Annotated in this window: 23 protein-coding genes; 4 read left to right on the forward strand and 19 right to left on the reverse strand. The window is 54.8% G+C overall.

Annotated features, from left to right (window positions below):
* Positions 1–47: 47 nt before the first annotated feature.
* Positions 48–1,007, forward strand: coding sequence for a L,D-transpeptidase family protein (locus tag DAI21_RS18290; protein WP_107703867.1), 960 nt, complete (start codon positions 48–50; stop codon positions 1,005–1,007).
* Between the two features lie 78 nt (positions 1,008–1,085).
* On the opposite strand, the gene bhsA is transcribed toward DAI21_RS18290, so the two are convergent.
* On the reverse strand, positions 1,086–1,343 hold the full coding sequence (gene bhsA, locus DAI21_RS18295; RefSeq protein ID WP_100780566.1) for a multiple stress resistance protein BhsA: 258 nt from the start codon (positions 1,341–1,343) through the stop codon (positions 1,086–1,088).
* Positions 1,344–1,589: 246 nt separating this feature from the next.
* On the opposite strand from bhsA, the gene comR reads away from it, so the two are divergent.
* Entirely contained in the window at positions 1,590–2,225 is a 636-nt protein-coding gene (comR, locus tag DAI21_RS18300) for a TetR family copper-responsive transcriptional repressor ComR (protein ID WP_100780567.1), read from the forward strand.
* Positions 2,226–2,432: 207 nt separating this feature from the next.
* Complete coding sequence (locus DAI21_RS18305; protein ID WP_107703868.1) at positions 2,433–4,625, forward strand: TonB-dependent siderophore receptor; 2,193 nt, start codon at positions 2,433–2,435, stop codon at positions 4,623–4,625.
* A gap of 62 nt (positions 4,626–4,687) precedes the next feature.
* Here DAI21_RS18305 and DAI21_RS18310 read toward each other — a convergent pair whose 3' ends face one another.
* The 8 genes from DAI21_RS18310 to hinT form a co-directional block, all read right to left on the reverse strand.
* Complete coding sequence (locus tag DAI21_RS18310) at positions 4,688–5,227, reverse strand: glycine zipper 2TM domain-containing protein (protein WP_100780569.1); 540 nt, start codon at positions 5,225–5,227, stop codon at positions 4,688–4,690.
* A 191-nt stretch (positions 5,228–5,418) separates the two neighbouring features.
* Entirely contained in the window at positions 5,419–6,723 is a 1,305-nt protein-coding gene (locus DAI21_RS18315; RefSeq protein WP_107703869.1) for an NAD(P)/FAD-dependent oxidoreductase, read from the reverse strand.
* Between the two features lie 236 nt (positions 6,724–6,959).
* Complete coding sequence (ycfP, locus tag DAI21_RS18320; protein ID WP_107703870.1) at positions 6,960–7,502, reverse strand: alpha/beta hydrolase YcfP; 543 nt, start codon at positions 7,500–7,502, stop codon at positions 6,960–6,962.
* Positions 7,503–7,537: 35 nt separating this feature from the next.
* Entirely contained in the window at positions 7,538–8,563 is a 1,026-nt protein-coding gene (gene nagZ / locus DAI21_RS18325; protein WP_102103453.1) for a beta-N-acetylhexosaminidase, read from the reverse strand.
* An 11-nt stretch (positions 8,564–8,574) separates the two neighbouring features.
* The gene (gene thiK, locus DAI21_RS18330) at positions 8,575–9,399 is read right to left on the reverse strand and encodes a thiamine kinase (protein WP_107703871.1); all 825 of its coding nucleotides are present in this window, start codon (positions 9,397–9,399) and stop codon (positions 8,575–8,577) included.
* On the reverse strand, positions 9,380–10,030 hold the full coding sequence (gene lpoB / locus DAI21_RS18335; RefSeq protein ID WP_159075434.1) for a penicillin-binding protein activator LpoB: 651 nt from the start codon (positions 10,028–10,030) through the stop codon (positions 9,380–9,382). Before lpoB ends, thiK begins: the two co-directional genes overlap by 20 nt.
* Positions 10,031–10,040: 10 nt before the next feature.
* Positions 10,041–10,415: a YcfL family protein gene (locus DAI21_RS18340; protein WP_100780575.1), complete on the reverse strand. Its 375-nt coding sequence runs from the start codon at positions 10,413–10,415 to the stop codon at positions 10,041–10,043.
* A gap of 1 nt (position 10,416) precedes the next feature.
* The gene (gene hinT / locus DAI21_RS18345) at positions 10,417–10,776 is read right to left on the reverse strand and encodes a purine nucleoside phosphoramidase (protein WP_006809243.1); all 360 of its coding nucleotides are present in this window, start codon (positions 10,774–10,776) and stop codon (positions 10,417–10,419) included.
* A 349-nt stretch (positions 10,777–11,125) separates the two neighbouring features.
* Between hinT and fhuE the strand changes: the two genes are divergently transcribed.
* Entirely contained in the window at positions 11,126–13,336 is a 2,211-nt protein-coding gene (gene fhuE / locus DAI21_RS18350) for a ferric-rhodotorulic acid/ferric-coprogen receptor FhuE (protein WP_107703872.1), read from the forward strand.
* 193 nt (positions 13,337–13,529) lie between these two features.
* Here the strand turns inward: fhuE and ptsG are convergent, their stop codons facing one another.
* The 10 genes from ptsG to fabD all read right to left on the reverse strand — a co-directional run bounded on the left by ptsG (position 13,530) and on the right by fabD (position 23,055).
* Positions 13,530–14,963, reverse strand: coding sequence for a PTS glucose transporter subunit IIBC (ptsG, locus tag DAI21_RS18355; RefSeq protein WP_100780577.1), 1,434 nt, complete (start codon positions 14,961–14,963; stop codon positions 13,530–13,532).
* Between the two features lie 296 nt (positions 14,964–15,259).
* Positions 15,260–16,054 carry a metal-dependent hydrolase gene (locus DAI21_RS18360; protein WP_107703873.1) on the reverse strand — a complete coding sequence of 265 codons (795 nt, stop codon included), beginning with the start codon at positions 16,052–16,054 and terminating at the stop codon, positions 15,260–15,262.
* Positions 16,055–16,064: 10 nt separating this feature from the next.
* Positions 16,065–17,069, reverse strand: coding sequence for a DNA polymerase III subunit delta' (gene holB / locus DAI21_RS18365; RefSeq protein ID WP_107703874.1), 1,005 nt, complete (start codon positions 17,067–17,069; stop codon positions 16,065–16,067).
* Complete coding sequence (tmk, locus tag DAI21_RS18370) at positions 17,066–17,707, reverse strand: dTMP kinase (protein WP_100780580.1); 642 nt, start codon at positions 17,705–17,707, stop codon at positions 17,066–17,068. The genes holB and tmk overlap by 4 nt, the downstream gene beginning before the upstream one ends.
* The gene (yceG, locus tag DAI21_RS18375) at positions 17,697–18,719 is read right to left on the reverse strand and encodes a cell division protein YceG (RefSeq protein ID WP_100780581.1); all 1,023 of its coding nucleotides are present in this window, start codon (positions 18,717–18,719) and stop codon (positions 17,697–17,699) included. Before yceG ends, tmk begins: the two co-directional genes overlap by 11 nt.
* A gap of 2 nt (positions 18,720–18,721) precedes the next feature.
* The gene (gene pabC, locus DAI21_RS18380; RefSeq protein WP_107703875.1) at positions 18,722–19,531 is read right to left on the reverse strand and encodes an aminodeoxychorismate lyase; all 810 of its coding nucleotides are present in this window, start codon (positions 19,529–19,531) and stop codon (positions 18,722–18,724) included.
* Between the two features lie 123 nt (positions 19,532–19,654).
* Complete coding sequence (gene fabF, locus DAI21_RS18385) at positions 19,655–20,896, reverse strand: beta-ketoacyl-ACP synthase II (RefSeq protein ID WP_100780583.1); 1,242 nt, start codon at positions 20,894–20,896, stop codon at positions 19,655–19,657.
* 91 nt (positions 20,897–20,987) lie between these two features.
* Entirely contained in the window at positions 20,988–21,224 is a 237-nt protein-coding gene (acpP, locus tag DAI21_RS18390) for an acyl carrier protein (RefSeq protein WP_003857954.1), read from the reverse strand.
* A 154-nt stretch (positions 21,225–21,378) separates the two neighbouring features.
* Positions 21,379–22,113 (reverse strand): 3-oxoacyl-ACP reductase FabG, encoded by a 735-nt coding sequence (gene fabG, locus DAI21_RS18395; RefSeq protein ID WP_100780584.1) that lies wholly within the window; start codon positions 22,111–22,113, stop codon positions 21,379–21,381.
* Positions 22,114–22,125: 12 nt separating this feature from the next.
* Complete coding sequence (gene fabD, locus DAI21_RS18400) at positions 22,126–23,055, reverse strand: ACP S-malonyltransferase (protein WP_107703876.1); 930 nt, start codon at positions 23,053–23,055, stop codon at positions 22,126–22,128.
* Positions 23,056–23,066: the final 11 nt, after the last annotated feature.

Below are 23,066 nucleotides of genomic sequence, written 5' to 3' on the forward strand. Positions count from 1 at the left end.
CAATTAACTTTTGAATAACAATAACCTTAGTATTTCCATGGAATTGAGTGATGATGACTCTGCGTTTTACTCGCTGGATAACCCTGATTGCCCTCGCGGCGACCGTCGCCCTCGCCCTGCCCGCGCGTGCGAATACCTGGCCGCTGCCCCCTGCCGGTAGTCGTCTGGTGGGCGAAAACCGTTTTCACGTCGTAGAAAATGACGGCGGTTCGCTGGAGGCGATAGCCAAAAAATATAACGTCGGTTTTCTGGCGTTACTGCAGGCTAACCCGGGCGTTGATCCCTACGTGCCACGCCCTGGCAGCGTGCTAACTATCCCGCTGCAAACCCTGTTACCTGACGCACCGCGCGAAGGTTTGGTGATTAACCTCGCCGAACTGCGCCTCTACTATTACCCGCCGGGTAAAAATGAGGTGACAGTCTACCCTATCGGAATTGGTCAGTTGGGCGGCGACACCTTAACGCCGACCATGGTGACCACCGTTTCGGATAAACGCGCCAACCCGACCTGGACGCCGACGGCCAATATCCGCGCACGTTATAAAGCCCAGGGCATTGATCTGCCCGCTGTGGTTCCGGCGGGTCCGGATAACCCAATGGGCCATCACGCGATTCGCCTTGCGGCCTACGGCGGCGTCTATTTGCTTCATGGAACCAACGCGGACTTTGGCATCGGCATGCGCGTCAGCTCAGGCTGCATTCGCCTGCGCGACGGCGATATCGAGACGCTGTTCCGCGTGATTACCCCAGGCACGAAGGTCAATATCATCAATACGCCGATAAAAGTGTCGGAAGAGCCAGGCGGAAAACGTCTGGTGGAGGTCCACCAGCCGCTGTCAAAAAACATTGGTGACGATCCGCAAACGCTGCCGATTGTTCTGAACGCAGCGATGCAAAACTTCAAAGCGCGCACGGACAGCGCGGTGATGGAAAAAGCGATGGACGTGCGCTCGGGTATGCCGGTGGATGTGACGCCGCATCACGACGTGGCTCAGCAAGCGCTTTAAAGCACAAGAGACAAAAAAGGCCCTGCGAAATCGCAGGGCCTTTTTTTTAGCAGTGGCTTTATGAGGGTTAAGCCAGGCTTATTTGTAGATAACCGCAGTACCGTGCAGGGTGTTCGGACCGGTCACAGAGGTGATGCGGAAAGATTTCGCGCCCATGGCGTCGGCTTTCTGCGCTAACTGATCTTCCAGTGAGCTCAGGTTGGTCCCTGCGTTGGCAGAGATGGTGCCCACTTTCTGCTGGTCAGCAGGGGTGGATTGCACTTCGACAGCCGCGAAGCTGGCAAATGACAGAGAACTCAGTACAGCAGCAGCGATGAGGGTATTGATGGTTTTCATGATAATTAGCCTTTAACAGATGAATTTGGGAGGTCGTTAGTTATTTAATTAACGATCGATAGGTAAATGATAGATGTGATCCAGGTCACACGTCAACATAATTTTATAACGACCGTTAAATTAATTTTAAAACTCTTATTTTTCATACCCATATGATTAATTTATTTTTGTGAAATGAGTGCTGGTCGGCGCAGACTATTATTTTTATAATGATCATTCAACAAACCAACAAAGGTACAACGGCACATGACAACCGACGTCACGAGTTGCGCAAAAAAAAGCCGTGGCCGACCGAAAGTGTTCGACAGGGATGCGGCGCTCGATAAGGCCATGACACTCTTCTGGCAGCATGGGTATGAAGCCACCTCGCTCTCCGACCTGGTCGAAGCGACAGGTGCGAAAGCCCCCACGCTGTATGCAGAATTCACCAATAAAGAAGGCCTGTTCCGCGCAGTGCTGGATCGCTATATCGCGCGCTTTGCGGCCAAACATGAAGCTCAGCTGTTCTGCGAAGAGAAAACCGTTGAACAGGCTTTGCAGGATTATTTCGCGGCTATCTCCGCCTGCTTTACCAGCAAAGACACGCCTGCGGGCTGCTTTATGATTAACACCTCCGCCACGCTTGCCGCCGCGTCGAAAGACATTGCGAATACCGTGAAATCGCGCCACGCCATGCAGGAAGAGACTCTGGGCGCGTTTTTAAGCCAACGCCAAAAGCGGGGTGAAATTCCGGCGCACTGCGATACCGTCGAACTGACGCAATTTTTAAGCTGCGTCCTGCAGGGGATGTCGATCAGCGCGCGTGAAGGCGCAAGCCTTGAAAAGCTGCAAAGCATTTCTCGCACCACGCTGCGCCTGTGGCCTGAACTGCTGAAACTCTGATTATCAGGGCGGGCAACCGCCCTTTTCTTTTTCCTTCCCCATTTCCCCTCTCGTTTTAACGTTCTCGCCTGTAAACCCTCTTATTTCAGCGGGTTGATAATGAGACTCTTTATCGGCAAAATTCGCGTTTACATTTGTTTCACAATGTTTCCATTGTGTGATTTGACCTGCCGATAACAAAGAGCAAAAGCTCAACAAGGAATGATGATGAAAAAGAACCTCTGGGTGCTCAACCCTGTCCTGCTGGCCATCGCGATGCCGCTGTATGCAGAACAAAAGAGCGAAGAAAATCTGGTTGTCAGCGCCAACCGCAGCCACCGCACCGTCGCCGAAATGGCGCAGACCACGTGGATCATTGAAGGTCAGGAGATTGAACAGCAGGTTCAGGGCGGGAAAGAGTTTAAAGATATTCTCGGCCAGCTGATCCCGGGGATGGACGTCAGCAGCCAGGGGCGCACCAACTATGGCATGAACATGCGCGGTCGCGCGATCGTCGTGCTGATTGACGGCGTACGGCTGAACTCCTCGCGTACCGACAGCCGCCAGCTCGATTCCATTGATCCGTTCAATATCGAGCATATCGAAGTTATTTCCGGCTCGACGTCACTCTACGGCGGCGGGAGTACCGGCGGGCTGATCAATATCGTCACCAAAAAAGGCCAGCCGGAAACCCAGGTCGATCTGGAACTGGGCGGAAAAAGCGGCTTTAACAACAGTGACGATCGCGACGAGCGCGTGGCGGCGGCCGTCAGCGGCGGCAATGATAACGCCTCGGGCCGTCTGTCTGTGGCGTATCAGCGCTTCGGCGGCTGGTACGATGGCAATGGCGATGCGCTGACCTTCGACAACACCCAGACGGGTTTGCAGCACTCCGATCGTCTGGATGTGATGGGAACCGGCACCATTGAAATTGACGAGACCCGTCAGCTGCAGCTGGTGACCCAGTATTACAAAAGCCAGGGCGACGACGATTACGGGCTTTACCTGGACAAGAACATGAGCGCCGTCACCGGGAACGGCACGGCCCGCACGTCCAAAGGCTTTAGCTCAGATCGTATTCCTGGCACCGAGCGTCATCTCGTCAGCCTGCAATATTCCGATACGGATTTCTGGGGTCAGGAGCTGGTCGGGCAGATCTATTATCGCGACGAATCCCTGCGTTTTTACCCGTTCCCGACGGTGGCCAAAGGTGACATCACCAGTTTCTCCGCCTCCGAGCAGAACACGGATCAGTACGGTGCGAAGCTGACCTTGAACAGCACTCCGCTCGACGGCTGGCAGCTCACCTGGGGTATTGATGCCGACCATGAAACCTTCGATTCCAACCAGATGTTCTTCGACCTCGCCGATTCCGTCCCTTCCGGCGGGATGAATAATCAGTCGGCCTACAGCACCGGGCGCTATCCAGGCTACAGCATCACCAATTTCGCTCCGTTCCTGCAAAACAGCTATGACATTAACGAGGTGTTTACCCTCAGCGGTGGCGTGCGCTATCAGTGGACGGAAAACCGCGTCGATGATTTCATCGGCTATACCCAGCAGCAGACCATTGCCAAAGGCGGCGCACTCTCTGCGGATGCTATTCCGGGCGGGAAAACGGATTACGATAATTTCCTGTTTAACGCCGGGATCCTGGCGCACCTGACCGAGCGTCAGCAGGTCTGGTTTAACTTCTCTCAGGGCGTGGAACTGCCGGACCCGGGAAAATATTACGGTAACGGTAGCTATAGCAAACCTGATGCCCAGGGCCATCTGGCGCTGCTGAAAAGCGTCAACCCGAACGATGCGAAGCTTGAAGGGATTAAGGTCGATTCCTACGAGCTGGGCTGGCGTTTTACGGGCGACCAGCTGCGCACACAGATTGCGGCCTATTACTCCTTGTCGGATAAATCCATTGATATCAACCGCGCCGACATGACTATCGATGTGAATCCACAGAAGCGCCGCATCTACGGTGTGGAAGGCGCAGTGGATTACTTCATTCCTGAGAGCGACTGGAGTCTCGGCGGGAATGTTAACGTTCTGAAGTCAGAGATTAAAACCAACGGTTCCTGGGAAAAATGGGATGTGACTCAGGCGTCGCCATCTAAAGCGACGGCCTACGTCGGCTGGGCACCGGAGCCGTGGGCGCTGCGCCTGCAAACGCAGCAGGCCTTTGATCTGAGCGATGCGGCGGGCAATAAGCTGAACGGTTATAACACCGTTGATTTCATCGGCAGCTACCAGCTTCCGCTCGGCAAACTGTCGTTTAGCGTCGAAAACCTGCTGGATAAAGAGTACACCACCGTCTGGGGACAGCGCGCTCCACTGCTCTACAGCCCAACCTACGGGAATGCGGCGCTGTACGAGTATAAAGGCCGTGGACGCACCTTCGGTCTGAGCTACACCCTGACCTTCTGACAGGCAAAAAAAGGCTCCTCAGCCTGAGCGTTTGAGGAGCCAAATTAATAATACCGCTTTTTTTACACCTTGTTATTCAGAACCAGCTGACCGTTACTGTCGAGTGGGATCTGCGTGCCAGGATCTTTATCCATGCGGATTTTCCCCTGCTGATCGCCAATCTTGTAGGTCACATCGTAGCCAAGCATTTTTTCTGATTTGTCGTACACCGTTTTACAACGCTGCTGCGTCGTGGTGTAGGTGTCGTTGTCTTGCATCGCGCCCTGAACCTGGTGACCGGCATAGCCGCCACCCAGTGCGCCGACGACGGTCGCGACATCTTTCCCGCGTCCCCCACCGAACTGATGACCAATCACACCACCCGCAACCGCACCCAGCACTGAGCCTGCAATACGGTTTTCATCCTGCACCGGACGACGGTGAGTCACCGCCACGTTGCGGCACTCCTGACGAGGGGTTTTCACCGACTCGGTAATCGGGGTGGCAGAAACAACCTGAGCATACTGCGGGCCGCGTTCGAACACGTTCAGACTGGCCACTGCTGCCACGCCCAGCGCTGCAGCCACGCCAATCCCTATACCCGCCAACATAGATTTATTCACGGGGCTTCCTCCTTTGTTGCTATTGGTAACAATTTTGCAATCGAAGAGTGTGTTCGCCAATCGGAATAACGCTCAAAAAGAGAGAGGTCAAATAAAAAGGAACGCGTTTCAGAGAACTCTTAAGCACTCTGACGAGGATTGTCAGCAGGAAATGCTAAAAAGTCCCTCCGGGAGCCGGAGGGACTGAAAGATTAGTGCAGTTTGAGGCGAGGACGGATCACGCGGTTGATACTGCCCACCAGCATCATCAGCCCGGTTTTGAAGTAACCGTGCAGCGCCACCTGGTGCATACGGTACAGCGAGATGTAAACGAAGCGTGCGATACGCCCTTCGACCATCATCGAGCCGCGCATCAGGTTACCCATCAGACTGCCCACGGTGGAGAAGTTCGACAGGGAGACCAGCGAGCCATGGTCTTTATAGACGTAGGACTTCATCGCTTTGCCTTTGGTCTGCGCCAGAATGTTGTGCAGGGCCAGGCTTGCCATCTGGTGCGCGGCCTGCGCGCGAGGAGGCACAAATCCACCCTCAGGACGTGCGCAGGAGGCGCAGTCGCCGATGGCGAAGATGTCCGGATCGCGTGTGGTCTGAAGCGTCGGCTCCACTACCAGCTGGTTGATACGGTTGGTTTCCAGCCCGCCAATCTCTTTCATGAAATCAGGTGCTTTAATACCCGCCGCCCAGACCATCAGATCGGCCTGAATATACTCGCCGTCTTTGGTGTGCAGGCCGCCGGTATCGGCGCTGGTGACCATGGTTTGCGTCAGAACGCGCACGCCCATTTTGGTCAGCTCGTTATGCGCCGCGCCAGAAATACGCGGTGGCAGCGCAGGCAGAATGCGTTCGCCCGCTTCGACCAGCGTCACGTTCAGCGCGTCGTTGGTCAGCCCTTTGTAACCGTAGCTGTGCAGCTGTTTCACCGCGTTGTGCAGTTCCGCTGAAAGCTCAACGCCCGTCGCCCCGCCGCCGACAATCGCGATGTTCACTTTGCCGCTCGCACCGAGGTTGTTGGAGTATTTCAGGAACAGGTTCAGCATTTCCTGATGGAAACGACGTGCCTGATGCGGGTTATCCAGGAAGATGCAGTTTTCTTTCACGCCTGGCGTGTTGAAGTCGTTCGAGGTGCTTCCCAGCGCCATCACCAGCGTGTCGTACGGCAGCTTGCGCTCAGGCACCAGCAGCTCGCCTTTCTCGTCACGCAACTCGGCCAGGGTGATGGTTTTGCTTTCGCGGTTGATATCCATCACGGAGCCCAGCTGGAACTGGAAATCGTGATTACGCGCATGCGCCAGATAGCTCAGGGCATCAACACCTTCGTCCAGTGAACCGGTGGCCACTTCATGCAGCAACGGTTTCCACAGATGGCTGTGGTTACGATCGACCAGCGTAATTTTGGCTTTTTTGCCACGGCCCAGCTTTTTGCCGAGTTGCGTAGCCAGCTCCAGCCCACCTGCGCCGCCGCCTACAATTACTATCTTTTTCAATGGCGTAGTCAATGTGACCCCCTCAAATTATTAACCAATTGTTAATTAAAAGTTATGATAATAACCCTTAATTAACAACAGGTTACAGCACTGAAACCATTCAGGTGCATTGAGAATAACACGCCAGGCGCATTGGTCATACCAAAATTGATATGAATCAAGTTTTGATGATTTAAATTTGTACAATTGTAGCAAAAGAGAAAGCCCGGCTCGCTTGCGCGGCCGGGCCTGGAGTCGATCAGAGGGGTTTAGCCCAGGGTCTTGAAGGCTTTGATGCGCTGAAGGTGCGGGGAGATATTTTTGAATTTGTGGGTCTGCTCTTCGTCCCAGACAATTTCATAATAGTGGTGCAGCAGCTCCGCCGCGCGCTGATTATCCAGCGCCTCGTCGTTGCGAGAGAGGATCGCCATGCAGCGATCGCGGTTCTTCTCGCGGAAGTTACTGACGCATTTGGTGGCGATATCCACGTACTCTTCCGGGCGGTCGATCTTGCCTTCCATGTTCTCATTAGGGAACAAATTCGGATTGAACACCACCTGGCGAATATCGCAGAGAAAGCCGATCCGCTCTGCCCAGTAGCCGCCGAGGCCCACACCGCATATCAGCGGGCGGTCGTCGACGTTGAGCTGCAGCATTTTATCCACTTCTTTGAGCAGATGCGCCATATCGTGTTTCGGATGGCGCGTGCTGTAGCTAATCAGCCGCACGTCCGGGTCGATGAACTGCAGTTGCAGCACTTTCTCATGATTACCAGGACTGTTCGAATCAAAACCGTGCAAATAAATGATCATTGTTTCCTCACCACACGACGCCTTCCAGGAGGGGGTTATTGACCTGCTTTGTGTGCCTGCCAGCGCTCATTGAGTGCTTCAAGCTCAGCGTTCACCGTCTTCCAGCGAGCCGAGCTCATCAGCTCCTGACGGCTAAATGAACCTTTATGATACAATTGTGTAACACGTTCAGCATTGATCGGCGACAGGTTATCTAACACGCTAACCGCCCCTTTACGATTATTGCAGACCAGGATCATATCGCAACCCGCATCCAGCGACGCCTGACCGCGCTCGGCATAGCTGCCCATAATCGCAGCGCCTTCCATCGACAGATCGTCGGAGAAAATCACGCCGTTAAAGCCCAGCTCCTGACGTAACACGGTTTTCAGCCAGTGCGCAGAGCCGCTGGCCGGACGCGGATCGACGTCGCTGTAAATCACGTGCGCGGGCATGATGGCGTCGAGTTTGTTGTCAGTAATGAGCGAACGGAAAACGGACATATCTTTGGCGCGGATCTCCGCCTCAGGGCGCGGATCGCGCGGCGTCTCTTTGTGGGAATCCGCCGTCACAGCGCCATGCCCCGGGAAGTGTTTCCCGGTGGTTTTCATACCGGCGTCGTGCATTCCGTCGATAAAACGTGTTGCCATCGCCAGGGCGATCTGCGGATCTTCATGGTAAGAACGCTCGCCAATCGCCGCGCTGATGTGCCCGACATCCAGCACCGGCGCAAAGCTGATATCAATATCCATGGCGATCATTTCGCTCGCCATCAGCCAGCCTGCATCCTGCGCCAGCTTGCCGCCCTGCTCCGTTCCCAGCAGTGCAGCAAAAGATTGCGCCGCCGGCAGACGGGTAAAGCCCTCGCGAAAACGCTGAACGCGTCCGCCTTCCTGATCGACCGCCACCACCAGATGGTTACGGGACGCCGCACGGATCTGACGCACCAGCTCGCGCAGCTGCGCGGGATCGTGATAGTTGCGGGTAAACAGAATGAGCCCACCCACCAGCGGATGCGCCAGAATATCGCGCTCTTCCGCATCCAGTTCATACCCTTCGACATCCAACATTACTGGACCCACACGAACCTCTCTTATCCTTTAGTTTGTAACTGACGCCAGACGTCATCTGCCAGCGCGATAAATTGTTTGTCAGCCGATTGCTGAAAGCGTAATTCGAACCACCCGGCCATCATCATCAGTACCCAGGGCCGCCAGCGCTGCACCTGCTTTTTCAGGTGATGCGCATCGATGTTCGCCGTTTTGGCGTAGACATCGATAAACTTCTGGCGGGCATTTTCCGTCGGCATCCATATGGACGCCAGCTCAAGCCCTACGTCGCCATCACCGGCATATTCCCAGTCGATCAGCCGCTCGCCTGCCGGAGTATGCACAATGTTTCCGGCATGAACGTCCATATGCAACGGCACCAGCCGCAGGGGCTGCGGTTCGCCGCGCTGACGCAGACGTTTTAGCGTAGCCAGCCAGAACGGCGTGCGTCTGGCGGGATCGGCCCCTTGCCAGTAGGCATCGAGCAGCGGTAACAGGGTAATTCGCCAGCCCAGACGGGATTGCCGATGCAGATAATACAGCATGCCTGCGAGGGTTTGGGTATCCGGAAGCTCGCTTTTGATCTCGCCCATAAGATACTCCACCGCCATCCAGTCGCGATGAAAGCAGTGCGGCTTTGGCACCAGATTGGCAGGCAGACGGCATAAAGCGTGGTACTGACGGCGAAAACAGAAAGCAGGCCCGCTCGCATCGTGGCGCAGACGCAACACCAGACGGTGCTCGCCCTGCTCAATAATGCAACTCGCGCCGCTAAACCCGGCGTGGGTTTGCGGCGCGACAAGGCGATACTGAGGGAAGTAGCGCGAAACGATTGTTTCGCGCGTGACGTTATTGTTGTGTAACGGCACCTTTACCTGACCAGATAATCTCACCCGTTTGAACCAGCATCAGCTGCATTTGCAGGGCTGGCGTATTGACGTTGCCGGTGGCGTTGGAATAGAGCACATACTGCGCGCCAACGTTACGGGCGATACCAATCGCTTTGCTGCGCGAGCCCAGACTGTCCTGCGGTGAAAGGCCCAGTTGCTGCTTCGCAACCGACAGTTGCTGCACGGAGACCAGCGTAAACTTGCCGTTATTCGCCAGCGCATTGCGCAGGGTTTCGGTGGCTTCACCGGCATTAAGCGAACCGTTGGTGCGGTTGTTCACGCTGTCCACCAGCAGCACGCTGCCTGCGGTAACACCCTGTGCCTGCAGCATTTTGCCGACCATCGGCTGCATCGCGCCATTCCAGTCATAGTGGCGAACGCGTGGCGCAGGCTGCGAGGTTTGATCCGGATGTTCAATCGGCCCTGGCTGTTCAGGAATCGTTGGCTCGGACGGCACCGTTGGAACCGGCTCCGTCGGGGTCACTGGCTGTTCAGTGCCCGGTTTGGCCTCATCAACGGGCGCGGGTTGCTGTTCCGTACGGGTGATACATCCCGACAGGAAGAGCGCAAAAGCGGTAACGAGCGCGTAACGGCCCAAATTTTTAATCAAGGTTCACCCCTTACAAATAAAGATAAAGTCTGACCTTATGCGCACCCAGATAATTAGCGCTGCCATAAAGCGTGACCGACGAATTCGCCGGAATAACGACGCTGCGCGGCGCTTCAAGTGGATGCATCTCGAGGCCTCTTACGTCATACCAGTAAAACCGATAGTGGACGGTGACAGGCTCATGTCGTTCGTTATAGAGCGTAGAGGACGCCGACGGCTGAATTTCACTGACCGTCAGCGACGGTGCTTCTGCGGTGATGCCCGCCGCCAGTACCGACGACTCCATCACCAGCGTCTGTTCGTCGCTGACCGGGATCGCGGGACGCGAGCTACAGCCCGCCATCACCATCGCCAGGAGCAGAACAGCGATACGCCCTCTTTGCATGTTAAAGACCTTTATGCGCCAGCATCGGACCCAGCGGACGACCGCCCAGCAGATGCATGTGAATATGATAAACTTCCTGCCCACCATGACGATTGCAGTTCATGATCAGACGGTATCCGTCTTCGGCAATCCCTTCCTGCTCAGCAATTTTCGCTGCTACCGTCAGCATACGGCCTAATGCCACTTCATGCTCAGTTTTCACGTCATTAACGGTCGGAATCAGAATATTGGGGATAATAAGGATGTGTGTCGGAGCCTGAGGCGAAATGTCGCGGAAAGCAGTGACCAGTTCATCCTGATACACGATATCCGACGGGATTTCACGGCGGATAATTTTACTGAAAATGGTTTCTTCAGCCATGACGTTTTCCTTTTTGGTTTAATCTGGCGTGGCGTGACCGGCAAAGGCAGACATACGGCAATTGCCCGTGACACAACACAAGAGTATGAGCGAGTTTCTCCTGTCCTTTCAACCTTATCCCGTTATTTCTTTCTTTAACGTCCAATGGATGGTCGCTGATTGACCATTCCCCCCCCGGAATGAACTGAAACATAATTTCAGTGGCAATGGTTACATCTGTTTACACGGTTAAATCAAATGCGTATATTTCGCATTTGCATTTTCATGCGCATTTTCAACATAGAAATGACCTCCGACCGTTATCGGGACTGGGGCAAAAAATTACCATTCACTCAGAAAGGGTTTGATAATGTCTTTCATTAATCACACCAGGGATGGGCAACGTCAGTCTGTCGCAACACCTTCGTTGCTGGCAGCCTGTATTGCTATGGCATTGATGCCGACCGCAAGTTTCGCTGAAACGAATCCAGAAGATACCGTTGTCGTTGACGGGGCTGATAACGCGCAAGACCAGAATAGCGCGCAGGATAAGGACTACAGCGTGAAAACCACCACGACCGGCACCAAGTTACTGCTGGTTCCGCGTGATATTCCCCAGTCGGTCAGCGTCATGAGCCAGCAGCGTATGCAGGATCAGGAGCTGAACACCATTGGCGCGGTGCTGGATAACACCGTCGGTGTGAGTGCGTCTCGCATCGATACCAGCCGTACCAACTTCTATTCTCGCGGTTTCTTCATCAGCAACTTTGCCTATGAAGATATGCCCACTTTCCTCGATAACCGCTGGAATTTTGGTGATACCGCAGGCGACACGGCCATTTTCGACAAAATCGAAGTGGTGCGCGGCGCAGCCGGCCTGATGAGCGGAACGGGTAACCCATCTGCCTACGTCAACATGGTGCGTAAACACGCCGACAGCAAAGAGTTCAAAGGCAACGTCTCCGCCACCTACGGCAGCTGGGACAAACAGCGTTACGTGATGGATCTGCAGGCACCGCTGACGGAATCCGGCAATGTGCGCGGGCGCGTGATCGCCGGTTACGAAGACCGCGACTCCTGGGTTGAACGTAACCACTATCGTAAGAAATTTGTCTCCGGCATCCTCGACGCAGACATTACGGACTCCACCACCCTCTCCCTGGGCTATGACTACCAGGAGAGCGAAGAGGACAGCCCGACCTGGGGCGGTTTCCCGTCCATGTTCAGCGATGGCAGCAAAACCGATTTCCGCCGCGGCTTTAACACGGCGGCCGACTGGACCTACTCCAACAACGACTCCACCAAGGTCTTCGCTAACCTGACGCAGCGCTTTGATAACGGCTGGGAAGCCAAAGTTAACGCCATGCATGCGGAAACCAATTTTGACAGCAAGCTGATGTACATCGACGGTTATCCGGATAAAACAACCGGTCTGTACGATGCCTCCAGCTGGTACGGCGCCTGGGGCGGCTGGAACCGGGGCGAACGTAAACAGGACTCTGTGGATGCGTTCGTGCGCGGCGGCTATGAGCTGCTGGGCCGTCAGCACGAAGTCATGTTTGGCGGCAGCTACAGCCGTCAGCGCAATAACTATGACAACTCCTATCCGGTTAACGATAACTATGGCCTGATGGATGTCGGCAGCATTTACGATTACAACGGCAAACTGGCTGATCCGAGCTGGTCCGGCTTCTCGCTCTATCAGCGCGATGTCATCCGCCAGAAATCAGTCTATGGCGCCACCCGCCTGTCACTGGCCGATCCGCTGCACCTGATCCTCGGCGCGCGTTACACCGAGTGGAGCGCAAAGTACAACCTGGAGCGTCAACCGGACGAAATCCGCAACGCGAAGTTCGATGACGTCACGCCATACGCTGGCCTGATCTATGACATCGACGATACCTGGTCGGTCTACGGGAGCTATACCTCTATCTTCCAGCCAACGGGCCAGCGCGATATCAACAGCAAGTTTATCGATCCGACCACCGGCAAGAGCTATGAAGCCGGTGTGAAAGGCGACTGGTTCAACACCCGTTTGACCGCGACGGTTGCTGTCTTCCGTATCGAGCAGGACAACGTGGCCGTTAATACCGGAACGACGATCCCAGGCTCCGGCGGCCAGTCGGCGTATAAATCTGTGGATGGTACCGTCAGTAAAGGTATCGAATTTGAACTGAACGGCGCGTTAACCGATAACTGGCAGCTGACCTTTGGTGGAAGCCGTTACATTGCAGATGATGAGAATGGCGCCGCAGTAAACCCTGGCCAGCCGCGTACATCACTGAAACTGTTTACGCGCTACCAGTTGCCAATGCTGCCTGAGCTGACCGTGGGCGGTGGCGCTCGCTGGCAGAACAAAACCTGGCAGGATATCGATAACGGCCCGAACGGCGTGAAGCAGATTACTCAGGACGGCTATACCGTGGTCGATCTCTTTACCCGCTATCAGGTCACCAAAAACTTCTCGGTTCAGGGCAACCTGAACAACGTGTTTGACGAAGAGTATTACGATTACCTGGGCACCTACGGTGTCTATGGCACACCACGTAACTTCTCTGTGAGCGGAAGCTACAGTTTCTAAGTTCGCCGTGATTTAGCCGTGAATACGAAGGGAGCCGAAAGGCTCCCTTTTTTTATTGGGATAAACGTTGGGTGGTGCTTACGCTTACCCTATCTACACAACCCATACGCCCGGTAAACGCAACGCCAGTGAGCGTAGGCTAGCCAATAAAAAAGGCAGCCATTCGGCTGCCTTAGTCTCCCCAGGTCACAACTTAGTTGCTGCGGATGTATTCATCCATTTCGGTTTTCAGGTTATCGGATTTAGTCCCGAAGATTGCCTGAACACCCGAACCTGCAACAACAACGCCCGCTGCGCCCAGCTTTTTCAGACCCTGCTGGTCAACTTTAGCCACGTCAGCAACGCTCACACGCAGACGAGTGATACACGCGTCCAGGTTAGTGATGTTTTCTTTGCCGCCGAATGCTGCAATCAGAGCAGGAGCCATTTCGCTGGTAGAGGTCGCTTTCGCATCGTCAGTAGAATCTTCACGACCTGGCGTTTTCAGGTCCAGTGCTTTGATCAGCACGCGGAAGATGGTGTAGTACGCCACTGCGTAGCACGCACCAACGATTGGGAACAGCCACAGTTTGCTGCTGTTACCGGACAGAACGATGAAGTCGATCAGACCGTGCGAGAAGGATGTACCGTCACGCATACCCAGCAGGATACAGATTGGGAATGCCAGGCCTGCCAGAATCGCGTGGATAACGTACAGGATCGGCGCAACGAACATGAAGGAGAACTCGATCGGCTCGGTGATACCGGTCAGGAACGAGGTCAGCGCTGCGGAGATCATGATACCGCCCACTTTTGCACGGTTCTCTGGTTTAGCAGAGTGCCAGATAGCAATCGCAGCAGCCGGCAGACCGTACATTTTGAACAGGAAGCCGCCAGACAGTTTGCCTGCAGTTGGGTCACCTGCCATGTAACGTGGGATATCACCGTGGAATACCTGACCTGCGGCGTTGGTGTATTCACCAATCTGCATCTGGAATGGAACGTTCCAGATGTGGTGCAGACCAAATGGTACCAGGCAGCGCTCAACGAAACCGTAGATACCGAACGCGACAACCGGGTTCTGGTATGCAGCCCACTGAGAGAAGGTCTGGATAGCCGTACCAATCGGAGGCCAGATGAAGGACAGCACAACGCCCATGAAGATCGCAGCCAGACCAGAGATGATCGGTACGAAGCGCTTGCCCGCGAAGAAGCCCAGATACTCTGGCAGCTTGATGCGATAGAAGCGGTTAAACATGTAGGCTGCAATAGCACCGGAGATGATACCGCCGAGAACACCGGTATCCGCCAGGTGTTTCGCTGCGATCTCTTCAGCAGGTAAATGCAGAACCAGTGGCGCAACCACAGCCATGGTTTTCACCATGATGCCGTAAGCAACAACCGCAGCCAGAGCAGATACACCATCGTTATTGGTGAAGCCCAGAGCGACACCGATGGCGAAGATCAGCGGCATGTTAGCAAAAACAGAACCGCCTGCTTCGGCCATCACGTGTGAAACTACGGCTGGCAGCCAGCTGAAGTTTGCAGAACCTACGCCTAGCAGGATACCTGCGATAGGCAGTACGGATACTGGCAGCATCAGCGATTTACCGACCTTTTGCAGGTTAGCAAATGCATTCTTAAACATAATTGAGAGTGCTCCTGAGTATTTGTGCTTTTTTTACGCTTTCACGCATGGGCACGGGGGAGAACCGCGCCGTGGACAGGACATCTAAGCGCCCTTTATTTATTACACAGAGTAAAATAAATCCCTGTGACTTTGTTTGACGGCTATCACGTTTCAGCCTCAGACGATCGAAAAACTTTCAGTAATTTACAAAAAGCATTTCCAGATATGTCTAAAAACACCGTCACCGCCCTAAATAAGGCGGTGAACTTTACTCGCTTTGTTTATTAATTACGAGCCTAAAAAAAACAGGTGTTTCAAACAGATTGCAGGCGGGCGGAGGCGATGTGGAACAAATTAGCGAAGTTTTCCGTGGTGGCACGTGCCAACTCTTCGAGGCTGACGCCCTTCAGGACGGCCATGTACTCGGCCACATCTCTCGTCATGGCTGGCTGGTTCTCTTTACCGCGATGCGGCACCGGTGCCAGATAAGGAGAATCTGTTTCCACCAGAATGCGGTCGAGAGGCACATAACGCGCGGCATCACGCAGTTGTTCAGCATTACGGAACGTCACGATCCCGGAAAACGAGATATAAAACCCTAAATCAAGCAGCTTGCCCGCTGTTTCTCTGTCTTCTGTGAAACAGTGTAGTACGCCACCGCAATCCGTCACCTTTTCTTCCTGCAGGATCGCCAGCGTATCGGCGCGCGCATCGCGGGTATGGACGATAACCGGCTTGTTCAGCTCGCGTCCGATGCGGATGTGGTTGCGAAAGGACTCCTGCTGGCGGGATTTCGTTTCTGGCGTGTAAAAATAGTCCAGCCCGGTTTCCCCCATCGCGACCACGCCCTCTTCCGCTGCCATACGGCGCAGATCCTCAACGTTATACTCTTCATCCTGATTGAGCGGATGCACGCCGCAGGAAAAGGCCACGTTATCGCGCTCACCCACCAAATCGCGCATTGCGCGGTATCCCGGTAAAGTGGTGGCGACCGCCAGACAGAATTTCACATCGCGGGCGGCAGCTTTCGCCAGTACGTCGTCCACGTCTTTATGCAGTGATTGATAATCCAGGCCATCGAGATGGCAGTGTGAGTCGACTAAAAACATGATGTCTCTCTCAGAGATGGGAAGCAGGCAGCTGTGTGCCTGGTTGCAGGTAATGTTCCGTACGCAGTAACAGGTCCGTGAGTAACAGCTCGCGATTCACGCCGGTTACGGTTAAGAGTTGTTCGCGGCACACGCTGACGTCGTGGAAGATCGCACGCAGTATGGCCCCCGACAGCTGATTCGCCAGCGTATTGACCAGCGGCCAAACGTCGGTATTGCTCAGAAGCTGTGCGCCTTGCTGTAATTTGAGGGCGTCCAGTAGCAGAGATGCCAGCCAGTGCAGCCGCGCGGGCGCGTGTTCGTGGTTCAGCGCGCTTAACAGACTTAGCCAGTCCCGGCTCTCCAGCGTGCCGCTCAGGGCATCGCAAAGCTGTACTCGCTGTGCCCAGGTCTCTTTTTGCAGCAGTTCGAGGGCGGCGGCAGGTGCGCCACTGCTCAGGCGCAGCGCGGTTAACGCTGCATCTTGTGACACCGTCACTTCCCGCTCAAGCCAGCTTAACGCCCATAATTCCTGGGGTGCGGCGAGGTGATGAAGTCGGCAACGGCTGCGCAATGTGGCCAGTAATCGGCCCGGCTCACGGCAGGACATGAAGAACCAGGTGTTCACCGGTGGTTCTTCCAGCGTTTTGAGCAGCGCATTCGCGGCAGCTTCCGTCAGCAGCGCCGCATCCTTCAGCCAAACTACTTTCGCCCCGCCGAGACGGGCGTGCTCATACAGCTTTTCGCTGACTTCACGCACCGCATCGATCCCGAGTGAGCTTTTGCCCTTCTCCGGCTCCAGCGTGTAGTAGTCCGGGTGCGTCCCCGCCTGCATCAGCTGGCAGCCGCGGCATTTGCCACAGCTTTTACTGCCTTCCGGCTGCTGACACATCAGAAAACGCGTAATCGCATAAATCAGGGCGTCATCACCCATGCCGGGTAACGACTGAATCAGTAACGCATGATGCCCCCGACCGGACTGATAGCTGCTAATCAGCTGATCAAAGTGCGGACGCAGCCATGGGTACCATTTCATGCCTGCTGCTCCTGTACCCACGCAGTGACCGTTTCGCGGATCGAACGGGTGACATCCTCAAGGGATTGCGTCGCATCAATGGTACGAATCGAGCTGTCCTGCGCGGCAAGTTCAAGATAGCGCGCACGGGTGCGGTTAAAGAAATCCAGCGACTCTTGCTCAATACGATCCAGTTCACCGCGCGCGCGGGCGCGTTTCAGGCCCACGGCCGGGGTGACGTCCAGATACAACGTCAGATTGGGGCGGAAATCGCCCAGCACGGCATCGCGCAGCGTTGCAAGCATGGCCTGATCGATACCGCGTCCACCGCCCTGATAGGCCTGGGTCGAGAGATCGTGACGGTCACCAATCACCCAGCGCCCTTCTGCCAGCGCCGGTTTGATCACCGTTTCGACCAGCTGCACGCGGGCGGCGTAAAACATCAGCACTTCAGCTTTATCGCAAATCACTTCGTCCCCGACGGATTTGATATCCAGCACCAGGCTTCTCAGCTTCTCGGCAAGCACAGTCCCGCCCGGCTCGCGGGTGAAAACCATCTCCCCGATGCCCAGCTCTTTCAGTGTGTCGACCACCACGTTACGTGCGGTGGTTTTCCCGGCGCCTTCCAGCCCCTCTATGACGATGTAATTACTGCGCATTTTTTTCCTTAAGTGCCTTCAGATAGTCCTGAACAGAGCGATTATGGCTGGCAAGGTTGGTGTTAAAGGTATGCCCCCCTTTTCCGTCAGCCACAAAATAGAGATACGGTGTGTGTGCCGGATGTGCGGCGGCATCAAGTGATGCCTGGCTCGGCGTCGCGATTGGGCCTGGCGGCAAACCGCTAATCACGTAGGTATTATACGCCGTTGGCGTTTCCAGATCCTTACGGCTTATCTTCCCGGCGTAGTTCTCACCCATTCCGTAAATCACCGTAGGGTCCGTTTGCAGCCGCATGCCGATACGCAGACGATTGATAAAGACCGATGCCACCTGATCGCGCTCGCTGGCGACGGCCGTCTCTTTTTCGACAATCGAGGCCATGGTGACAAACTGATTTTGATCTTTATACGGCAGACCTTCCGCGCGCCCTTCCCACGCTTTCTCAACGGCGGTAACCATTTTTTTGTGTGCGCGCTTGAGAATGGCGACGTCCGTAGTGCCTGCGGTATACATCCAGGTATCAGGCCAGAACCAGCCCTCCACCCACTCGGGGTGCTCGAGCTTCAGCACCTCGGCGACGGTCGCGTACTGGTCATCTTTCAGCGTATGGCTGATGTAGGGCGCATCGCGCAGCTGTTTGAGGTAGTCGCTCAGGCGCATGCCTTCGACGAATCGCAGCGGGAATTGCGCCTCTTTGCCGCTTTCCAGCAGTTCAAGCATTTCACGCACCGTCATGCCCGGCGTAAAGCGATAGGTCCCCGCTTTAAAATGCGAAAGCTCCGGCTCAAGACGCAGCAGCCACTGGAATACTCGTGGGCGGTTAATGATTTTATCGCCGTAAAGCTGATCGCCCAGCGCCAGGCGCCCGGTACCCGCTTTCAGCGTGAATACGGTCTCTTCTTTAATCAGAATGTGACTGTTCGCCATCTGACGAACTTTCCAGACTCCCACGCCGCCAGCGATAGCCATCACGACGATAAGGAGGAGGACAAAGCGCAACATTTTTTTCATGACTATCTTGTTTGCTCACACAGTGGGGCTAAAAACGAGTACAACTCACGCGACGACCATTGCTTTTGAGCATACGCTCGAACCGGCACGACGGGCATTAATGCATTGCAGATGACCACCTCATCGGCATCCCGCAGTGCCTCTTCGCCTGCGTGAACTTCGACAACGCGAAAACCGGAGTGTGCCAGATGCTGCAAACAAAACTGTCGCATGATGCCATTCACACCGGCCTGATCCATCTTAGGGGTGAATACGTCATGACCCTGTCGCCACAGTAAATTGGCCGCACAGCATTCCGTAATGAGACCTTCGCTGTCAAGAACCAGCGCCTCATCGGCGTCTGACTGTTCAAGATGAGCGCGGATCAGCACCTGCTCAAGTCGGTTGAGATGTTTTATCCCTGCAAGCGAGGGGTTACGGCCCAGGCGAACCGGGCTGAGCGCCAGGCTGATGCCGTCGCGACGCCATACGTCGTAGTGCGTGGGATAAGCTGAAACAGAGAGGATTCGAGTGGGATTCAGGCAACTTGCCCCGCTATAGCCGCGTCCGCCCGCCCCCCGGCTGATAATGACTTTCAGCACGCCGCGAGGGTTGCCTTTAGCCAGGTCGATCATTTCACGCTGAAGCTCTGCCCAGTGATTAAACGGGATCAGCAACTTTTCGCAGGCCATTTGCAGACGCTGGAGATGTGCGGCAAGCAGACAGACCTCGCCTTCAGCAATGCGTGCCGTAGTGAAGCAGCCGTCGCCAAACTGGGTCGCCCTGTCGCTCGCGGGAAGATAATCCTGCTGCTGGCCATTGATTAAGAACATGGAGGCTCCTTTTTCGTGACCCGATAGTTTGGCAGGATGAATAATGCAGGACAAGGGAAGAAAACCGAATAAAAAAGGCCCGACAAGCGGACCTTTTCATTTATCGCAACCGGGCAGCGGAACTTAGATCTTTTTAAAGATCAGAGAACCGTTGGTGCCACCGAAGCCGAAGGAGTTACACAGCGTGTACTCCAGACCGCTAACCTGGCGCGCTTCGTGTGGAACGAAGTCCAGATCGCAACCGTCATCCGGGTTATCCAGGTTGATGGTCGGCGGAACAGCCTGATCGCGCAGGGCCAGGATGGAGTAGATGGACTCTACTGCACCTGCAGCACCCAGCAGGTGACCGGTCATGGATTTGGTGGAACTGACCATAATACGGCTGGCAGCATCACCAAATACAGACTTAACGGCCTGCGCTTCTGCTTTATCGCCTGCAGGCGTCGAGGTGCCGTGGGCGTTAACATAGCCAATCTGGCCCGGCTCGAGACCCGCGTCGCGAATCGCGTTCACCATCGCCAGTGCCGCACCCGCGCCATCTTCCGGCGGAGAGGTCATGTGATAGGCATCGCTGCTCATGCCGAAACCAACGATTTCTGCATAAATTTTCGCGCCACGCTTTTTCGCGTGTTCGTACTCTTCAAGTACGATCATGCCAGCACCATCGCCAAGAACAAAACCATCACGGTCTTTGTCCCACGGACGGCTCGCAGCCTGAGGATTGTCGTTACGGGTAGACAGCGCGCGCGCCGCACCGAAACCACCAACGCCCAGCGGAGTACTGGCTTTTTCAGCACCACCGGCAACCATAGCGTCTGCATCACCATAAGCAATGATACGCGCGGCCTGACCGATGTTATGCACACCAGACGTACAGGCAGTTGCGATAGAAATGCTTGGGCCACGGAGGCCAAACATGATGGTCAAGTGACCAGCCACCATGTTAACAATCGTGGACGGAACGAAGAATGGGCTGATCTTACGCGGGCCACCATTCACCAGAGAGGTGTGGTTTTCCTCGATCAGGCCAAGGCCGCCAATCCCGGAGCCAATAGCGGCGCCAATGCGGGTTGCGTTCTCTTCCGTAATCTCAAGGCCAGAATCCTGCATGGCCTGAACGCCAGCGACAATTCCATATTGAATGAAGGCATCCATCTTGCGCTGTTCTTTGCGCGAGATGATCTCTTCACAGTTAAAATCCTTTACTAAGCCAGCAAATTTCGTTGCATAGGCGCTAGTATCGAAATGGTCGATTAGGCTGATGCCGCTCTGACCGGCAAGGAGAGCTTTCCAGGTGGACTCTACGGTATTGCCGACAGGAGACAACATGCCAAGTCCGGTCACAACTACACGACGCTTAGACACGTTTGTCCTCCAGGGAGGGATAAAAAAAAGGATTCGTGGGACTAAAAAAGATAAAACTCAGGCGGTCGAATGACCGCCTGGAGATGTTCACTTACGCCTGGTGACCGTTGATGTAATCAATGGCAGCCTGAACGGTGGTGATTTTCTCAGCTTCTTCGTCCGGAATCTCAGTATCAAACTCTTCTTCCAGAGCCATTACCAGCTCAACGGTGTCAAGAGAATCTGCGCCCAGGTCTTCAACGAAGGATGCGGAGTTCACAACTTCTTCCTGCTTAACGCCCAGCTGCTCGCCGATAATTTTCTTAACGCGTTCTTCGATAGTGCTCATACTCTTAAATTTCCTATCAAAACTCGCTTTCGCGATGGTTTTCGTAGTGTATAAAATGTTGAAAAATTTGCAACTAAATCCCGGCAGGTCTTACCACGATTTTACGTTATTTTGAGGCCATTCGCCCTAATAACGCAAATATTTTCGATCGTGGTTAAACCATGTACATCCCGCCGTTGACGTGGAGAGTCTCACCAGTGATGTAACTCGCTTCGTCAGAGGCTAAAAATGCAACCGCGCTGGCGATTTCCTGAGCGCCACCGAGGCGACCCGCAGGAACCTGCGCCAGAATACCCGCACGCTGATCGTCAGATAGCGCACGCGTCATGTCCGTTTCAATAAAGCCCGGAGCAACAACGTTTACAGTAATCCCGCGTGACGCGATTTCGCGCGCCAGCGATTTACTGAACCCAATCAGACCCGCTTTCGCCGCAGCGTAGTTGGCCTGACCAGCATTTCCCATGGTACCAACCACAGAACCGATAGTGATAATACGGCCATGACGCTTTTTCATCATAGCTCGCATTACCGCTTTTGACAGACGGAATACAGATGACAGGTTGGTTTCGATGATATCGTCCCACTCGTCGTCTTTCATTCGCATCAGTAAGTTGTCGCGAGTGATACCGGCATTATTTACCAGAATATCCACTTCGCCAAACTCTGCGCGAATATTTTCCAGAACAGATTCGATAGATGCAGCATCGGTCACATTCAGCATCAGACCTTTTCCGTTCGCACCTAAATAGTCGCTAATCGCCTGAGCGCCCTTCTCACTGGTCGCAGTACCAATGACTTTCGCGCCACGCGCGACCAGGGTCTCAGCAATTGCACGTCCGATACCGCGGCTTGCGCCCGTTACCAGCGCGATTTTTCCTTCAAAACTCATGGTAATCCTCTTTTATTGCGCGAGTGCCGCTGACAGGGCGTCTGGCTCATTAATGGCCGATGCCGTCAGGGTATCAACAATACGTTTGGTCAGACCGGTCAGGACTTTACCCGGGCCTGCTTCATACAGGTGCTCAACGCCCTGTGCGGCCATAAACTCAACGGTTTTGGTCCATTGCACTGGGCTGTAAAGCTGACGAACCAGCGCATCGCGAATCGCTTCCGGCGCCGTTTCGCATTTCACATCAACGTTATTCACGACCGGAACCGTTGGTGCGTTAAAAGTGATTTTTTGCAGCTCAGCCGCCAGTTTTTCAGCAGCCGGTTTCATCAGTGCGCAGTGAGACGGGACGCTCACCGGCAGTGGCAGTGCGCGCTTCGCGCCCGCCGCTTTACAGGCTGCGCCTGCGCGCTCAACGGCTTCTTTGTTGCCCGCAATGACAACCTGGCCCGGTGAGTTGAAGTTCACCGGTGAAACAACCTGCCCTTCGGCTGATTCTTCGCACGCTTTGGCAATCGAAGCATCATCCAGACCAATAATGGCGGACATCGCACCAGTCCCTTCCGGAACCGCTTCCTGCATGAATTTGCCACGCATTTCGACCAGACGCACGGCATCGGCAAAACCAATGACGCCCGCACATACCAGTGCAGAATATTCACCCAGGCTATGGCCTGCCAGCATTGCAGGCGCTTTACCGCCCTGCTGCTGCCAGACACGCCACAACGCAACGGATGCGGTAAGCAATGCAGGCTGCGTCTGCCAGGTTTTATTCAGCTCTTCCGCCGGACCCTGCTGAGTCAGCGCCCAGAGATCGTAGCCCAGAGCGTCTGATGCTTCACGGAAAGTCGCTTCAATAATTGGATACTGTGCCGCTAATTCAGACAACATCCCAACCGACTGAGAACCCTGACCCGGGAACACAAAAGCAAATTGCGTCATTTTTAATCCTT

The sequence above is a fragment of the Lelliottia sp. WB101 genome, assembly GCF_003051885.1.
In the GTDB taxonomy this organism is placed as follows: domain Bacteria; phylum Pseudomonadota; class Gammaproteobacteria; order Enterobacterales; family Enterobacteriaceae; genus Enterobacter; species Enterobacter nimipressuralis.

What these genes read in the sequence shown, in the direction of transcription:
- bhsA (WP_100780566.1), bottom strand. Translation starts at nt 1,343, where the DNA reads ATGAAAACCATCAATACCCTCATCGCTGCTGCTGTACTGAGTTCTCTG.
- comR (WP_100780567.1), top strand. Translation starts at nt 1,590, where the DNA reads ATGACAACCGACGTCACGAGTTGCGCAAAAAAAAGCCGTGGCCGACCG.
- DAI21_RS18305 (WP_107703868.1), top strand. Translation starts at nt 2,433, where the DNA reads ATGAAAAAGAACCTCTGGGTGCTCAACCCTGTCCTGCTGGCCATCGCG.
- ycfP (WP_107703870.1), bottom strand. Translation starts at nt 7,502, where the DNA reads ATGATCATTTATTTGCACGGTTTTGATTCGAACAGTCCTGGTAATCAT.
- DAI21_RS18340 (WP_100780575.1), bottom strand. Translation starts at nt 10,415, where the DNA reads ATGCAAAGAGGGCGTATCGCTGTTCTGCTCCTGGCGATGGTGATGGCG.
- hinT (WP_006809243.1), bottom strand. Translation starts at nt 10,776, where the DNA reads ATGGCTGAAGAAACCATTTTCAGTAAAATTATCCGCCGTGAAATCCCG.
- fhuE (WP_107703872.1), top strand. Translation starts at nt 11,126, where the DNA reads ATGTCTTTCATTAATCACACCAGGGATGGGCAACGTCAGTCTGTCGCA.
- ptsG (WP_100780577.1), bottom strand. Translation starts at nt 14,963, where the DNA reads ATGTTTAAGAATGCATTTGCTAACCTGCAAAAGGTCGGTAAATCGCTG.
- DAI21_RS18360 (WP_107703873.1), bottom strand. Translation starts at nt 16,054, where the DNA reads ATGTTTTTAGTCGACTCACACTGCCATCTCGATGGCCTGGATTATCAA.
- holB (WP_107703874.1), bottom strand. Translation starts at nt 17,069, where the DNA reads ATGAAATGGTACCCATGGCTGCGTCCGCACTTTGATCAGCTGATTAGC.
- tmk (WP_100780580.1), bottom strand. Translation starts at nt 17,707, where the DNA reads ATGCGCAGTAATTACATCGTCATAGAGGGGCTGGAAGGCGCCGGGAAA.
- yceG (WP_100780581.1), bottom strand. Translation starts at nt 18,719, where the DNA reads ATGAAAAAAATGTTGCGCTTTGTCCTCCTCCTTATCGTCGTGATGGCT.
- pabC (WP_107703875.1), bottom strand. Translation starts at nt 19,531, where the DNA reads ATGTTCTTAATCAATGGCCAGCAGCAGGATTATCTTCCCGCGAGCGAC.
- acpP (WP_003857954.1), bottom strand. Translation starts at nt 21,224, where the DNA reads ATGAGCACTATCGAAGAACGCGTTAAGAAAATTATCGGCGAGCAGCTG.
- fabG (WP_100780584.1), bottom strand. Translation starts at nt 22,113, where the DNA reads ATGAGTTTTGAAGGAAAAATCGCGCTGGTAACGGGCGCAAGCCGCGGT.
- fabD (WP_107703876.1), bottom strand. Translation starts at nt 23,055, where the DNA reads ATGACGCAATTTGCTTTTGTGTTCCCGGGTCAGGGTTCTCAGTCGGTT.